Annotated in this window: 16 protein-coding genes; 7 read left to right on the top strand and 9 right to left on the bottom strand. The window is 70.7% G+C overall.

Going from position 1 to position 13,195, the window contains the following annotated elements; translation table 11 throughout:
* Nucleotides 1-22: 22 nt before the first annotated feature.
* Entirely contained in the window at nt 23-475 is a 453-nt protein-coding gene (locus AB0F03_RS12340; protein ID WP_361989528.1) for a GNAT family N-acetyltransferase, read from the bottom strand.
* A 9-nt stretch (nt 476-484) separates the two neighbouring features.
* On the bottom strand, nt 485-943 hold the full coding sequence (locus AB0F03_RS12335) for a MarR family transcriptional regulator (protein ID WP_121787915.1): 459 nt from the start codon (nt 941-943) through the stop codon (nt 485-487).
* 143 nt (nt 944-1,086) lie between these two features.
* Here AB0F03_RS12335 and AB0F03_RS12330 point away from each other — a divergent pair, with 143 nt between their 5' ends.
* Both AB0F03_RS12330 and AB0F03_RS12325 read left to right on the top strand, forming a co-directional pair.
* Complete coding sequence (locus tag AB0F03_RS12330; RefSeq protein ID WP_361989525.1) at nt 1,087-2,283, top strand: MFS transporter; 1,197 nt, start codon at nt 1,087-1,089, stop codon at nt 2,281-2,283.
* A gap of 85 nt (nt 2,284-2,368) precedes the next feature.
* A complete protein-coding gene (locus tag AB0F03_RS12325; RefSeq protein ID WP_361989523.1) occupies nt 2,369-2,788 on the top strand; it encodes a heme-binding protein in 420 nt (139 codons plus the stop codon).
* A gap of 72 nt (nt 2,789-2,860) precedes the next feature.
* Here AB0F03_RS12325 and AB0F03_RS12320 read toward each other — a convergent pair whose 3' ends face one another.
* Nucleotides 2,861-3,727, bottom strand: coding sequence for a GNAT family N-acetyltransferase (locus AB0F03_RS12320; protein WP_361989520.1), 867 nt, complete (start codon nt 3,725-3,727; stop codon nt 2,861-2,863).
* 398 nt (nt 3,728-4,125) lie between these two features.
* Between AB0F03_RS12320 and AB0F03_RS12315 the strand changes: the two genes are divergently transcribed.
* A complete protein-coding gene (locus tag AB0F03_RS12315; RefSeq protein WP_361989517.1) occupies nt 4,126-5,481 on the top strand; it encodes a globin domain-containing protein in 1,356 nt (451 codons plus the stop codon).
* Nucleotides 5,482-5,486: 5 nt separating this feature from the next.
* Here the strand turns inward: AB0F03_RS12315 and AB0F03_RS12310 are convergent, their stop codons facing one another.
* The 5 genes from AB0F03_RS12310 to AB0F03_RS12290 all read right to left on the bottom strand — a co-directional run bounded on the left by AB0F03_RS12310 (nt 5,487) and on the right by AB0F03_RS12290 (nt 9,216).
* Nucleotides 5,487-5,969, bottom strand: a complete 483-nt coding sequence (locus AB0F03_RS12310) for an NUDIX hydrolase (RefSeq protein ID WP_356819146.1) — start codon at nt 5,967-5,969, stop codon at nt 5,487-5,489.
* A gap of 88 nt (nt 5,970-6,057) precedes the next feature.
* A complete protein-coding gene (locus AB0F03_RS12305) occupies nt 6,058-6,963 on the bottom strand; it encodes a LysR family transcriptional regulator (protein ID WP_361989514.1) in 906 nt (301 codons plus the stop codon).
* Between the two features lie 231 nt (nt 6,964-7,194).
* Nucleotides 7,195-8,343, bottom strand: a complete 1,149-nt coding sequence (locus AB0F03_RS12300; protein WP_361989511.1) for a cystathionine gamma-lyase — start codon at nt 8,341-8,343, stop codon at nt 7,195-7,197.
* Entirely contained in the window at nt 8,340-8,831 is a 492-nt protein-coding gene (locus tag AB0F03_RS12295; RefSeq protein ID WP_361989509.1) for a low molecular weight protein-tyrosine-phosphatase, read from the bottom strand. The genes AB0F03_RS12300 and AB0F03_RS12295 overlap by 4 nt, the downstream gene beginning before the upstream one ends.
* Nucleotides 8,832-8,838: 7 nt before the next feature.
* Nucleotides 8,839-9,216 carry a phage holin family protein gene (locus tag AB0F03_RS12290; RefSeq protein ID WP_361989506.1) on the bottom strand — a complete coding sequence of 126 codons (378 nt, stop codon included), beginning with the start codon at nt 9,214-9,216 and terminating at the stop codon, nt 8,839-8,841.
* A 71-nt stretch (nt 9,217-9,287) separates the two neighbouring features.
* Here AB0F03_RS12290 and AB0F03_RS12285 point away from each other — a divergent pair, with 71 nt between their 5' ends.
* The 4 genes from AB0F03_RS12285 (at nt 9,288) to AB0F03_RS12270 (ending at nt 11,626) form a co-directional block, all read left to right on the top strand.
* On the top strand, nt 9,288-9,605 hold the full coding sequence (locus tag AB0F03_RS12285) for a cupin domain-containing protein (RefSeq protein WP_361989504.1): 318 nt from the start codon (nt 9,288-9,290) through the stop codon (nt 9,603-9,605).
* A gap of 132 nt (nt 9,606-9,737) precedes the next feature.
* Nucleotides 9,738-9,950, top strand: a complete 213-nt coding sequence (locus AB0F03_RS12280; RefSeq protein ID WP_361989502.1) for a DUF5326 family protein — start codon at nt 9,738-9,740, stop codon at nt 9,948-9,950.
* Nucleotides 9,951-10,354: 404 nt separating this feature from the next.
* Nucleotides 10,355-11,089, top strand: a complete 735-nt coding sequence (locus AB0F03_RS12275) for an IclR family transcriptional regulator C-terminal domain-containing protein (RefSeq protein ID WP_361989991.1) — start codon at nt 10,355-10,357, stop codon at nt 11,087-11,089.
* A 99-nt stretch (nt 11,090-11,188) separates the two neighbouring features.
* Complete coding sequence (locus AB0F03_RS12270; RefSeq protein ID WP_356819159.1) at nt 11,189-11,626, top strand: SsgA family sporulation/cell division regulator; 438 nt, start codon at nt 11,189-11,191, stop codon at nt 11,624-11,626.
* Between the two features lie 103 nt (nt 11,627-11,729).
* Here the strand turns inward: AB0F03_RS12270 and AB0F03_RS12265 are convergent, their stop codons facing one another.
* Nucleotides 11,730-13,166, bottom strand: a complete 1,437-nt coding sequence (locus AB0F03_RS12265) for a YibE/F family protein (protein ID WP_361989988.1) — start codon at nt 13,164-13,166, stop codon at nt 11,730-11,732.
* Between the last annotated feature and the right edge of the window lie 29 nt (nt 13,167-13,195).

Here is a 13,195-nt window from a genome sequence, read left to right as displayed (position 1 = left end):
TCTCGTCCGCCCGGTACGGCGGTCAGAGGCGCAGCTTGAAGCCCTCGTGGGACGCGGTGAAGCCCAGCCGCTCGTAGAAGCGGTGAGCGTCGGTGCGTGACTTGTCGGACGTCAGCTGCACCAAATGGCAGCCGAGCCGCCGGGACGCGTCGACCGCCCACTCGATCAGCAGGCTGCCCAGCCCGCTGCCGCGCTCGTCGGCGTGGATCCGGACCGCCTCGACGAGCGCGCGGGTGGCTCCCTTGCGCGAGAGGCCGGGGATGATCGTGAGCTGGAGGGTCCCGATCACACGGCCTTCGCGCACCGCCACGACGAGGTGCTGGTTCGGGTCGGCGTCGAGGCGTTCCAGCGCGGCCCGGTACGGCGTCAGATCGTCGGGTGACTCGCGCTGTGCGCCCAGCGGGTCGTCGGCGAGCATGGCGACGATCGCCGGGAGGTCGTCGGCGGTCGCGTCCCGTATTTCAAGATCTCCCATGTCCGCACCCTATGCGGGCACGTTCAGGGACTCCACCGCCCGGACCAGCGGCGCCAGTTCGGCGTTCCTGGAGGCCTCGTCCAGGGCCTCGCGCAGGGCGGCGTCATTGGTGGGCCGCGCCTCGTCCAGCAGGCGCAGGCCCGCCGGAGTGACGTTGGTATAGATGCCGCGCCGGTCGGTGGGGCACAGATACCGCTCCAGCAGGCCGCGGTCCTCCAGCCGGGTCACCAGGCGGGTGGTGGCGCTCTGGCTGAGCACGACCGCGTCGGCGACCTGCTTCATCTGGAGATGCCCGCCCTCGCCGTCGTGCTGTCGGCTGAGCACGTCGAGCAGGGAGTACTCGCGCACGCTCAGGTCGTGCCCGGCCTGTAGGGCGCGCTCGATGTGCGCCTCGATCCTTCCGTGCAGCGCAGAAAGGGCGCACCACCCCTGGGCGAGCGCGGTGAGCGCGGGGTCCGTCGCTGTCATTGGCGTTTCCTCCGTCCCGGAGCGGCTGCACCACCAGGATAGGGCACCGCTCGCACCATACGGCGTTTGCAGATTACCCGCGTCTGCAATTATTGTGGACGAACGCAAAGCGCTTCTGCAATCGTCTGGGAAGGTGTCCCCCCATGCCTCTCGCGCTTCTGGCCCTCGCGATCGGGGCCTTCGGTATCGGAACGACCGAGTTCGTGATCATGGGCTTGCTGCCCGAGGTCGCGGGCGATTTCGGGGTCTCCATCCCCACGGCGGGCCTGCTCGTGACGGGCTACGCGCTCGGTGTGGTCGCCGGTGCCCCGCTGATGACCGTTCTCGGCACCAAGGTCCCGCGCAAGCGGATGCTGATGCTGCTGATGGGCCTGTTCATCGCCGGCAACCTCCTCTCCGCCGTGGCCCCGGCCTTCTCGGTCATGCTGATCGGACGCGTGGTCGCGTCGCTCGCCCACGGTGCCTTCTTCGGCATCGGCTCGGTCGTGGCCGCCGAGCTGGTCCCGCCGCACAAGAAGGCCGGCGCCATCGCCATGATGTTCACCGGTCTGACCGTGGCCAACGTCGTCGGCGTCCCGCTGGGCACACTCGTCGGACAGACCGCCGGCTGGCGTGTCACCTTCGCCGTCGTCGCCGCCCTCGGCGTCATCGGTCTCGCCGGCATCGCCAAACTCGTGCCCGATCTGCCGCGTCCGCACGGCGTCCACCTGCGACACGAGCTGGCCGCGTTCAAGAACGCCCAGGTCCTGCTCGCCATGGCGATGACCGTTCTCGGCTTCGGCGGCGTCTTCGCGGCCATCACGTACATCGCGCCGATGATGACCCATGTCGCCGGCTTCGCCGACGGCTCGGTCACCTGGCTGCTGGTCCTCTTCGGCCTGGGCATGGTCGGCGGCAACCTCCTCGGCGGCAGGTTCGCCGACCGCGCCCTCATGCCGATGCTGTACGTCTCCCTGGGCGCCCTGGCCGTCGTCCTCGCTCTCTTCACGCTCACCGCCCACAACAAGATCGCAGCCGCCGCGACCATCGCGTTGATCGGCGCCCTCGGCTTCGCCACGGTGCCCCCGCTACAGAAGCGCGTCCTCGACCAGGCCCACGGCGCTCCGACACTCGCGTCGGCGGTGAACATCGGCGCTTTCAATCTGGGCAACGCCCTGTCCGCCTGGCTCGGCGGTCTCGTGATCGCGGCCGGCTTCGGCTACACAGCCCCCAACTGGGTCGGCGCCGTCCTCGCCGGCGCGGCTCTGGTCCTCGCCGTCCTCTCGGCCGCCCTGGAGCGTCGCGACGCCGCACGCACCACCGCAGCCGCCCCCGGGCAGTGGACGCCCGCCCACCACTGAGCCGTCCGGCACGCCGGACACCCGTACCGGGGCGCGCCCCCGGTACGGCAGACATCCACCTCAGCACCACCAAGGAGACAGTTCCATGAGCACCACCGCCGTCGCCCCGCTGACCATCGAGGACGCCGAGCTGCTCATCAGCACGGCCCGCCGAGCGGCCGAGGACGCCGGAGTCACCGTCAGTGTCACCGTCCTGGACGCCGGGGGCAACCTGCTCGCCTTCCGCCGGGACGACCGGGCCGTGCTCATCTCCGGTGAGACCAGCACCCGCAAGGCCTACACGGCGCTCCAGCTGAACGCGCCCACCGCCGACCTCGTCGATGCCGTCCAGCCCGGCGGCCTCTTCCACACGCTGCCCACGGCGCTGGACCGGCCCCTGCTGTTCATCGCCGGCGGTGTCCCCGTCCACCGGGACGGCCGGCTGATCGGCGCCATCGGCGTCGGAGGCGGCGCACCGGAGCAGGACCACGGCTTCGCCACCGCGGCCGTGCGGGCACTCGCCTGAGCACCCGGCCGTAGTCAGTGACGCAGGCCCCGCCGCTTCGAGCGGCGGGGCCTGCGTGCGTCGTACGGCGGTTCAGCCCGCGGCCACCGTCAGCGGTGCGAACCGCCGGGTCCAGTCCCCCGGAAGCTCCGTGATGCCGTAGGTCATCACGGCGTTGAAGGCCACAGAGGCCAGCCCACGTGCCTTCGCCCAGGTCAGCAGCTCTTCATGGCGCACGTCGATGTCGGTGCGCAGCGGACGGTCCGTGTGAGCCGCCAACGAGGCGACGAGCGCCTTGGCGGTCTCGGTGTCCCGGGCGATCAGCGGACCGACGACGTGGGTGTCCATGTTGGGCCATGCGGCCGTGTAACCGATGAGCCGGCCACCCTCCTCGGCCACCCGCAGCTGATCGGCGAAGGCGGGCAACCGGGTGATGAGGGGGGTGCGGTCGGTGCCGAACACTTCTTCGTCGAGACGCAGGATCGCCTGGAGATCGTCCGCCGTGGCAGCACGGGTGGGGACCCTCGGCTCGGGCCCGCCCGGAACGAAGTCGCCCGTGAGCATCTCCGCCCGGCCCGTCACCTTGAAGCCCAGCTCCTCGTACAGGGGGCGGCCGTGGGGCGTGGCGTGCAGGGTCAGCGGGGTGGCTCCCATGGTCGACATGACGTGCTGCATCAAGCGGCGGCCGACACCTCGGCGGGCGTGACGTCCGGCCACCAGGACCATGCCGACGGCGCCGAGATCCGGCTGCCCCCACGGGCCGTACTCCGTGACCACGCACGCGGCGACGAGTCCACCCGCGGGATCGTCGATGCCCAGACCCTTCCCGGCCGTGAGCAGGAAACCCCACTTGTGTTCCTCGCGTGGCCACCCCCGGTCTTCGGACAGATCGGCGCACGCGGTGAGGTCGCGAAGCGTCAGGCGGCGGATGGGCAGAGCGGCGAGGGGAGGAGTCGGCACGCAGGTCAGGCTGTCCGACCGAGACCCTCGCCGTCCACCCGTTTCGATGCAGACGCACGTGCTTTTGGCCATCTCGTGGTCTTGTGGCCAGCACGGGGACAGCTGCGGGTGTTTCACGTGAAACACAGGCAGCCAACCAGCCTTACGTCATCACCGTCTTTCTGTTCGACGGGGCATGGACGGGCCGCGGGGTGGACGGCGACTCGTTCCGGGGCGCACAGCCTAACGAGAAGGAGAGATCGAGACCCACGTTTCCGGGTATGCGACCGCGGCAGCCGATCGGGATGGGAGGCTGCGGACCGAGTGCTACGGCCGGCCACCCGCCGGGGGAATGCATGCGCCTCGCGAGGAGCGGGGCGCGCGGACCGACCGAGAGATGTTCGAGGCGAGGGCACACCATGGACACTCCGACCACCACGTCGGGGGAGAACGGCATGTCGGGCGAGGACGGGGGCGGCTGGTTCATGCCGCACAGGGATCTATCGGCTCCGCCGCCGGCCGGTGATCAGGCAGCGCCGGAGGGAGCTGATCCGAGGACCGCACCGGCGCTCCCCCAGGGGTACTCCGCGGTCCCACGGAGTGATGCCCCGGCCCCGCAGCCCGTGCAGGTGCGGTGGTCGGCGCCGGCCACCGATGAGGTCTCTGCGGACGCGCTCCTCATCCGCCGCACCATGACCGAGATCGGCCCGGTCGCCGACAAGGTGACCTCCTATTTCTACGCCCTCCTCTTCGTCCGCCATCCCGAACTGCGGTCGCTGTTCCCGGCCGCGATGGACACCCAGCGGGACCGTCTGCTGAGGGCGCTGCTCACGGCGGCCGAGCATCTGGACAACACGCGCGTTCTCGTCGACCACCTCCAGAACCTGGGCCGTGGGCACCGTAAGTACGGAACGCGTGCCGAGCACTATCCGGCAGTGGGCGAATGCCTGCTCGGCGCGTTGAGCAAGTACGCCGGCACCTTGTGGAACCCGGAGACCGAGGCGGCGTGGATACGGGCGTACACGACGATCTCCCAGGTGATGATCGACGCGGCGGCGGCGGACGAGCTGCGGGCCCCCGCCTGGTGGCAGGCCGAGATCGTCGCCCATGAGCTGCGGACCCGGGACGTCGCCGTCCTCACGGTCCGCCCCGACCAGCCCTACCCCTTTCTCGCGGGCCAGTACACGAGCGTGGAGACGCCCTGGTGGCCACGGGTGTGGCGGCACTACTCCTTCGCCTCGGCGCCCCGGCCGGACGGTCTGCTGACGTTCCATGTGAAGGCGGTCCCGGCCGGCTGGGTGTCGAACGCGCTGACACACCGGGCACGGCCCGGAGACATCATCCGGCTCGGCCCGCCGGCCGGTTCGATGACCGTCGACCACACCACCGACACCGGCCTGCTCTGCCTGGGCGGTGGCACCGGCATAGCGCCCGTCAAGGCCTTGGTCGAGGATGTCGCCGGGCACGGCCGGCACCGGCCCGTCGAGGTGTTCTACGGCGCCCGCACCGAGCACGACCTGTATGCCATCGAGACCATGCTCGGGCTTCAGCAGGGTCATCCCTGGCTGACGGTTCGCGCGGTCACCGACCAGCAGGCCCGATTGCGGCTCCCGGACGCCGTACGGGGGTACGGCCCCTGGAACGAGTACGACGCCTACTTGTCGGGGCCGCCCGGGATGATCCGCAGCGGCATCGACGCGCTGCGGGACAGCGGAATCCCGCCGAGCCGCATACGGCACGACGCGGTGGAGGAACGGCTCGTCGTCGCGGACTGACCGTGTCAGCCGAGGTCGGGGGCGTGCATGGCGCGCACCCCCTCGATGTTGCCGTCGAGGTAGTGACGCAGGGACAGTGGGACGAGGTGGACGGAGGCGATGCCGACGCGGGTGAACGGGACGCGGACGATCTCGTACTCCCCGGCCGGTTCCTCCACTTCGGGGCCGTGACGCAGCGAGGGGTCCATGGACTCCAGCCGGCAGACGAAGAAGTGCTGTACCTTCACGCCGGTCGTGCTGCTGTCCTCGCCGATGTGCTCGACGGTGTCCACGAAACACGGCACGACATCGGCGATCTTGGCACCGAGTTCCTCGTACACCTCCCGGTGCAGGGCGTCCACGACGGTTGAGTCCCCGGGCTCGACTCCGCCACCGGGGGTGACCCAGTAGGGATCGACGCCGGGCTTGGTGCGCTTGATGAGGATCAGGTCGTCACCGTCCAGGAGAACGGCACGGGCGGTGCGCTTGACCACGGGTCGGACGGTCATGGGAGAAATGTGGCCCCGCTGGTTCCACGTGAAACATCGCAAAGCGCCACGACATCACCGCAGTGCGTGCGCGCCCGGCCGACCGGCGTCAGTACCAGACCGTGGCGGCACGCTGGAGCCACTCGCAGGCCCGGGCGACAAGGGGCAGGGCGAGGGTGCCGTTGCGCACCACCAGGAAGTACGTGCGCAGCGGTGGGACCGCCGGGTCGTGCAGGGTGACGATGGTGCCCTGGCGGAGGGCCGGACCGCACAGATAGCGGGGCAGCACCGCCAGTCCGGCTCCCGCGATCGCGCAGGAGAGAACGGCCCGCAGATCGGGAACGACGACCGTGCCCGAGGCGGCCGGGCGGGAGTCGAAGACGGAGGCCCAGTAGCGCGCGACGAACGGCAGCGACTCGTGGACCTCGACGACGGGCAGGTGGTCCAGGGCCGGGGCGCCCTTCAGCCGCAGCGCTTCCGAGCCGATGCGGTCGGCCCAGCGCGGCGCGGCGACCAGGACGTGCTCCTCGTCGCAGAGCGGAGTGGCGCTGAGCAGTGCCCCCCGTGGCCGGGCCGTGCTGATGGCCAGGTCGTGGTGGCCGGAGGCCAGCCCCTCCAGCACTTCCTCGGCGGTGCCGAAGGAGGCGCGCAGTGCCAGGCGGCGGCCGTCCTCGCCGGTCAGCCCCGCGAGGGCGGGCAGGGCGCGTTCGGCGGTGAACTCCGGGGGCCCCGCCAGGTGCAGCGTCCGGGGCGAGGACTCCTCGGCCAGGCCGCTCTCGGCTATCTCCACCAGGGCGTCGAGATGCGGTGCGGCCTTGTGCGCGAGTTCGTCGCCGATGGTCGTCGGGATGACGCCGCGCGCCTGGCGGAGGAAGAGGGGTCTGCCCAGCTGGCGTTCGAGCGTGCGGATCTGCGAGGTGACGGCGGGCTGGGAGAGGCCGAGCAGTGCGGCGGCGCGAGTGAAGGAACCGGCCCGGTGCACGGTGACGAAGGTCCGCAGCAGGGCCAGATCCATGGCATGCCTCCTTGTACCTGCCTCCTCCGGCCCCCCAGGCAGGCACCAACTATAAATATGTCGATAGGCTCCTGTCGCTAGCGTGATTGGACACTGACGCAGAGTCAACTAGCCTGGTTCGCGCGGCTCTTCCTGAGCGGAGCCGCAGACGGTCCGAGCCACGAGGGGGGGAGGCTCGGACCGTCATCAAGGCCTGCTCGGCATGCCGCCCGGGGCCGGGGCCCTCCCGGCTCAGTCCGCGGACTCGTCCAGGGCGCGCAGGACGTCGGTCACGAGGTCCTCGGGGTCCTCGGCACCCACGGACATCCGGATGAAGCCGTCCGGGACCGCGTCCCCGCCCCAGCGGCGGCGGCGCTCGGCCGTGGACCGCACCCCGCCGAAGCTGGTCGCGTCCTCCACCAGGCGCAGGGCCCCGAGGAAACGCTCGGCACGCGCGCGCGTGGGCAGCGTGAAGGAGACGACACAGCCGTAACGGCGCATCTGCTGCGCGGCGATCTTGTGCGAGGGGTCGTCGGACAGCCCCGGGTAGCGCAGGCCGGAGATCTCGGGCCGCTGCCGCAGGGCCTCGGCGAGAGCGAGCGCGGTGGCGTTCTGCCGGTCGACACGCATCTGGAGCGTGGCGATGGACCGGTGCGCGAGCCAGGCCTCCATGGGCCCCGAGATGGCCCCGACGATCTTGCGCCAGCGGCGTACGGCGGCCATCGCCTCGGAGTTCCGGCCGGCGACGTAGCCCAGCAGGACGTCACCGTGGCCGGTCAGCTGCTTGGTGCCGCTGGCCACGGAGAAGTCGGCGCCCAGCTCCAGCGGGCGCTGCCCGAGCGGGGTGGCGAGGGTGTTGTCGACGGCCACCAGAGCACCACGCGCGTGTGCCGCCTCCGCGAGCCGCCGGATGTCGCAGACGTCCAGCCCCGGATTCGACGGGGACTCGATCCACAGCAGCCGGGCGCCGTCGAGCACGTCCAGCTGCGCGTCGCCACCGGTCGGCGCGGTGCGCACCTCGATGCCGTACGCCTCCAGCTGGGCGCCCACCATCGGCAGCACCTGGTAGCCGTCGGACGGCAGCACGACCGCGTCGCCCGCGCGCAGCTGGGAGAACAGCACGGCGGAGATCGCCGCCATGCCCGAGGCGAACACCAGAGTCTCGACGTCCTCATGCCCGGGCGCCTCCAGCTCACCGACGGCGCGCTCCAGAAGCGTCCAGGTCGGATTGTCGTCACGGCCGTACGCGTACGGCCCCGACACCTCGCCGGGCAGATGGAAGTGGGCCGCGAACACCGGGCCGGGCAGGGTCGGCTCGTGCTTGACCGGCTCGGGCAGCCCGGCCCGTACCGCGCGCGTGCCGTCCCCGGTACGGCCCTCGTTCTTCGTGGCGTCGCTCATGCGGCCCGTCCCTCCAGCTCTTCCCGTACGGCGGCGAGCAGACCCGTGCTCGCCGCCTCCACCATCTCAAGACACCGCTCGAAGCCGTCCCGGTGTCCGTAGTACGGATCGGGTACGTCGAGGTCGTCGCCGGCGGTGGGATCGTACGAGCGGAGCAGGCGGACCTTGCGCGCCTCCGTCCCGGTCGGCGCCAGGCGGCGCAGGGCCCCGAGGTGACCGGAGTCGAGAGCGATCACGAGGTCGAGACGGGCGAACCACGACGGCTCGAACCGACGGGCGACGTGGTCACCGCCGTATCCGTGCTCCGCCAGGACCGAGACGGTGCGCGGGTCGGCGTGCTCGCCCTCGTGCCAGCCGTCGGTGCCGGCGCTGTCGACCGCCACCAGGCCCGCGAGCCCGGCCTCCGCCACACGCGCACGGAAGACGGACTCGGCCATCGGGGAGCGGCAGATGTTGCCGGTGCACACGAAGCAGACGCGGTAGGTCATGGCGGACTCAGTCCTCGTCGGGCAGGACGACGTGCAGCGCCCAGGAGACGAGCGCGATGATCAGGCCGCCGAGCACGGCCGTCCAGAAGCCCTCCACGTGGAAGCTCAGGTCGAGCTTGCCGCACAGCCAGGAGGTCAGCAGCAGCATCAGAGCGTTGACGACCAGGGTGATCAGGCCGAGGGTCAGGATGAACAGCGGCAGGGTGAGCAGCTTCACAACCGGCTTGACCAGCCAGTTCACCAGGCCGAAGATCAGCGCGACGACGATCAGCGTGCCGGCCTTCTTCGCGGTGTTGTCACCCGTGAGGGTGATCTTGTCGAGCAGCCACACGGCGACCGCCAGGGCGCCCGCGTTGGCGATCGTCTTGACTACGAAATTCTTCATGTGTCTGATCGTGGCAGACCCTGCGGTCGGCGAGCAGGGGCACCCTGAACAGTGAGGCGAAGGCGACGGCGATGAAGTCATTCCGGCTGGACGAACTGGAGGCGGAGCGCGCCGCCCATGAAGGTGCCTACCTTCAGTTCCTGCGCGAGCGGAACATGTCGGTAGGCCTGTACGCCCTCGACGCGGGTGAGCACGACCCGCAGAAGCCCCACCACCAGGACGAGGTGTACTTCGTCGTCAGCGGCCGGGCGTCGATCACGGTCGGTCCGGAGACGACGGAGGTGGCGCGGGGCAGCGTCGTGTACGTGCCGGCCGGGGTGCCGCACAGGTTCCACCACATCAGCGAGGACCTCAGGGTTCTCGTCGTGTTCTCTCCGCCCGAGGCGTGAGCCCGGACCCCGGACTCCCTAGGGGACGGATCAGGGGAGGACAAGGGATGCGCGGCCCCCGTGCGGCCCCTTCGCGGCCCTAGCATCGGGTGCAGGACATCAACAGCGCACGAAACACGAGGGACGAGGACGATGCGGGAGATCTTCGCGGGTATGCCGTGGTGGGTGAAGTGGGTCGCGGTGCCGGTCATCGCCCTGGTCGTGTTCGGCGGCCTGATAGCGACCGTCGTCGGGTTCGTGATCGGCCTGCTGTTCAAGGCGCTGGTCTTCGTCGCCCTGGTCGGCGGACTGATCTACGTCGTACGCAAGTTCACGGCGAGCTCCGCGTCGCGCAGCGACTGGTGAGACCGAGGGGGCCCGGCGGCCGGTGACGGGGTCACCGGTTCCCTCGGGGGAGGGAAGTTTCCCCGGGAGCCGTCTGCGCGCGGTGGCCGACGGTTAGAGTCCGGAACTCCCCACGGGATCCGGCCCCGTGGGTGGCGCAGTCCCCCCTCCGTGCTCTTCCCCGCACGGGCTGCCCCCTCGCGCTACGGGAGTACCCCTTGGCCACGGTCGACACCGCACCGGCAGAACCCCACGCACCACCCTCCGTCCCACCGCGCCCGTGCGCGCCTCCCCTTCGGCGACCGGCTCCCCTGGCCGTCCCCGGACAGCCCACGGCCGCCGCTCTCCCCGGACAGCCCACGGCCGCCGCTCTCCCCGGACAGCCCACGGCCGCCGCCCCTCGGCCACCGGCCGGCGCGACGCTCATCGGATCCGTCCAGCGCGCCATGCGCCTGCTCGAGGCCGTCGCCGGCCGCCCCTACGGCGCCCCCGCCAAGCAGCTCGCCCGGGAGACGGGCCTCGCACTGCCCACGACGTACCACCTGCTGCGCACCCTCGTGCACGAGGGCTATCTGTACCGCGAGAAGGGGCTGTTCTTCCTCGGTGACGCCGCCGCGCGGCTTGCGAGCAGCGGAGCACAGCAGAAACGTCGCAGCTCGGTGGCGGACATGCTCGCGCACTGGCGCGATTCGATCGGTGTGCCGGTGTACTACGCGATGTACCGGGACGGTGAGATCGACGTGATGTGCGTCTCCGAGTCCCGCGAGGCACCCGCGGTCGAGGAGTGGGCCGACTTCCGCGAGACCGGCCACGCCCATGCCATCGGGCAGTGCCTGCTGTCCCAGCTGGACGAGGACGCCCGGCGCGACCACCTCGCCCGTTACCCGGCCGAGCCCCTCACGCCGTACACCGTTCGGGACCACGGCGTGCTGCTGCGGCGACTGGCCCGCACCCGGCGCATGGAACTGACGGTGGAGCGTCAGGAGTACGCGCTCGGGACGGTCTGCGCGGCGGTCCCCATCACGGTCGGTACGACCGCGGCCACCCTAGCCATCTCCCTGCCCGCCCAGCGGGCCGACCGGCTGCTGCCCGCCGCCCGCCGGCTCCAGACGGAGATCGGGCGGCACGTCGGCTCGCTCACGCTCTCTATCAGTATGTGAAAACTTACTCCTTGTGATCTATTGCATACTTTCAGCAAGATTTGACCATGGCTAGAGGGATCAATCCCGGCCAGTCGATGTCATATGACGGGGTAGGCGATGCGCGAGTCCGTACAGGCAGAAGTCATGATGAGCTTTCTCGTATCGGAGGAGCTCTCCTTCCGCATCCCGGTGGAGTTGCGCTACGAGACCTGTGATCCGTACGCGGTGCGGCTCACCTTTCATCTGCCCGGTGACGCCCCGGTGACCTGGGCGTTCGGGCGCGAGCTGTTGATCGACGGGGTCGGGCGGCCCTGCGGGGAGGGTGATGTGCGCATCGCTCCCGCCGATTCCGAGGTGCTGGGCGAAGTGCTGATCCGGCTTCAGGTGGGCGGGGACCAGGCACTGTTCCGTTCGTCGGCGCCGCCGCTGGTGGCCTTCCTCGACCGGACGGACAAGCTCGTGCCGCTCGGTCAGGAGGGCGCGCTGGCGGACTTCGACGCTCATCTCGACGAGGCGCTGGACCGCATCCTGGCCGAGGAACAGAGCGCCGGCTGAAGCGTCACGGTACGAGGCGCCGACGCACCGTCATCTCGTCCGCGCCCGTGCAGGAACGCTTCTGCAACCGGTGGACGGCACCACCGCCCCAGCCCCGCCGCGTTCACCGCTTCCGGCGCCGGCCCCGGCCGCCGCGCGCCGGTGCGGGACGCCCCCCGGCAGGCAGCGGTGCAGCCGCTCCCGGCCGGTCGGCCGAGACCACCAGCGCGGCCAGCGCGGTGGTGACCGGCACCGAGGCGACCAGGCCGATCGAGCCCACCAGCGTGCGTACGATCTCCTCGGCCACCAGTTCGCTGTTGGCCACGGTCCCCACGCTGCTCTGGGCGATCGAGAACAGCAGCAGCAACGGCAGGGCGGCGCCGGCGTAGGCGAGCACCAGGGTGTTGACCACGGAGGCGATGTGATCGCGGCCGATACGGATGGCCGCCCGGTACAGCCCCCGCCAGCCCATCGTCGGGTTCGCCTCGTGCAGTTCCCAGACCGCCGACGTCTGCGTCACCGTCACGTCGTCCAGGACGCCGAGCGAGCCGATGATGACACCGGCCAGCAGCAGACCGCTCATGTCGATCGACGGATACAGGCCGTGGATCAGACCGGTGTTGTCGTCCGTGTTGCCGGTCAGCGCGGACCAGCCGATGAACAGCGAGCCGAGCAGGCCGATCAGCGACAGGGAGATCAGCGTGCCGAGCACCGCAACCGACGTACGGGCGGACAGGCCATGGCACATGTACAGCGCGATCAGCATGATGGCGCTCGCTCCCACCACGGCCACGACCAGCGGATCGGAGCCCTGGAGGATGGCGGGCAGGATGAACAGGGTCAGCACGAGGAAGCTCACCGCCAGCGCGACCAGGGCCATGAGGCCGCGCAGCCGGCCGACCACGACGACGGCCACGGCGAAGACCCCCGCGAGCAACGCCATGGGGAACGTCCGGTTCACATCGGTCACCGAGTACTGGAGGTTCTTCGGTGCTGAAGGCTCGTAGGCGACGACGACCTTCTCGTCCCGGTGCAGCTGCCGCGTCTGGTCCGGCTGCACGATCTCGGTGAACGTGCGGCCTGTGTCCTCGCCGGTGTCGACGCGGACGGTCGCCTTCTTGCAGGTCTTGTCGGCCTCCTGCTTCGCGGGGGCGCCGCCGGTGGCGGAGGGGGCGCCGGCCGGGGCGCCGCCCGACGCGTTCACCGACGCGCAACTGACCTCGGTGACCCGGGTGACCGTGGCCTGCTGGGTCTGCCGGTCGAAACCGACGCCGGTGCGTGAGTGGGACGGGGCTCCGCCGGGCCAGAGCACCGCGAGACCTGCGACGACCGCCACGGTGAACGGGATCAGGATCGCCGCGATCACCTTCCGCAGATGCTGGGAGACCGGCGCGGCCGGGCCGTGGCCGTGCGCGTGACCGTGATGGCCGCTCTCTCTGGCTCCGTGGCCCTGTGCGTGACCGTCGCGCCCGCCGTCACCGGTTCCGTGGCCGTGCGCGTGGTCCTGTCCCGGGCCGTCTCGGCCGGGCGGATCGGGTGGCTGATGCGAGTACTGCTCCATCCTGGTCACCGTCCGATCATCGCAAGAAC

Source organism: Streptomyces sp. NPDC028722, from assembly GCF_040637655.1.
In the GTDB taxonomy this organism is placed as follows: domain Bacteria; phylum Actinomycetota; class Actinomycetes; order Streptomycetales; family Streptomycetaceae; genus Streptomyces.
This window is presented reverse-complemented; position numbering and strand designations above follow the sequence as displayed.

Bases quoted from the DNA above. Each gene is read 5' to 3' on its own strand.
- AB0F03_RS12340 (WP_361989528.1), bottom strand. From the start codon at position 475: ATGGGAGATCTTGAAATACGGGACGCGACCGCCGACGACCTCCCGGCG.
- AB0F03_RS12335 (WP_121787915.1), bottom strand. From the start codon at position 943: ATGACAGCGACGGACCCCGCGCTCACCGCGCTCGCCCAGGGGTGGTGC.
- AB0F03_RS12330 (WP_361989525.1), top strand. From the start codon at position 1,087: ATGCCTCTCGCGCTTCTGGCCCTCGCGATCGGGGCCTTCGGTATCGGA.
- AB0F03_RS12325 (WP_361989523.1), top strand. From the start codon at position 2,369: ATGAGCACCACCGCCGTCGCCCCGCTGACCATCGAGGACGCCGAGCTG.
- AB0F03_RS12315 (WP_361989517.1), top strand. From the start codon at position 4,126: ATGGACACTCCGACCACCACGTCGGGGGAGAACGGCATGTCGGGCGAG.
- AB0F03_RS12310 (WP_356819146.1), bottom strand. From the start codon at position 5,969: ATGACCGTCCGACCCGTGGTCAAGCGCACCGCCCGTGCCGTTCTCCTG.
- AB0F03_RS12305 (WP_361989514.1), bottom strand. From the start codon at position 6,963: ATGGATCTGGCCCTGCTGCGGACCTTCGTCACCGTGCACCGGGCCGGT.
- AB0F03_RS12300 (WP_361989511.1), bottom strand. From the start codon at position 8,343: ATGAGCGACGCCACGAAGAACGAGGGCCGTACCGGGGACGGCACGCGC.
- AB0F03_RS12295 (WP_361989509.1), bottom strand. From the start codon at position 8,831: ATGACCTACCGCGTCTGCTTCGTGTGCACCGGCAACATCTGCCGCTCC.
- AB0F03_RS12290 (WP_361989506.1), bottom strand. From the start codon at position 9,216: ATGAAGAATTTCGTAGTCAAGACGATCGCCAACGCGGGCGCCCTGGCG.
- AB0F03_RS12285 (WP_361989504.1), top strand. From the start codon at position 9,288: ATGAAGTCATTCCGGCTGGACGAACTGGAGGCGGAGCGCGCCGCCCAT.
- AB0F03_RS12280 (WP_361989502.1), top strand. From the start codon at position 9,738: ATGCGGGAGATCTTCGCGGGTATGCCGTGGTGGGTGAAGTGGGTCGCG.
- AB0F03_RS12270 (WP_356819159.1), top strand. From the start codon at position 11,189: ATGCGCGAGTCCGTACAGGCAGAAGTCATGATGAGCTTTCTCGTATCG.
- AB0F03_RS12265 (WP_361989988.1), bottom strand. From the start codon at position 13,166: ATGGAGCAGTACTCGCATCAGCCACCCGATCCGCCCGGCCGAGACGGC.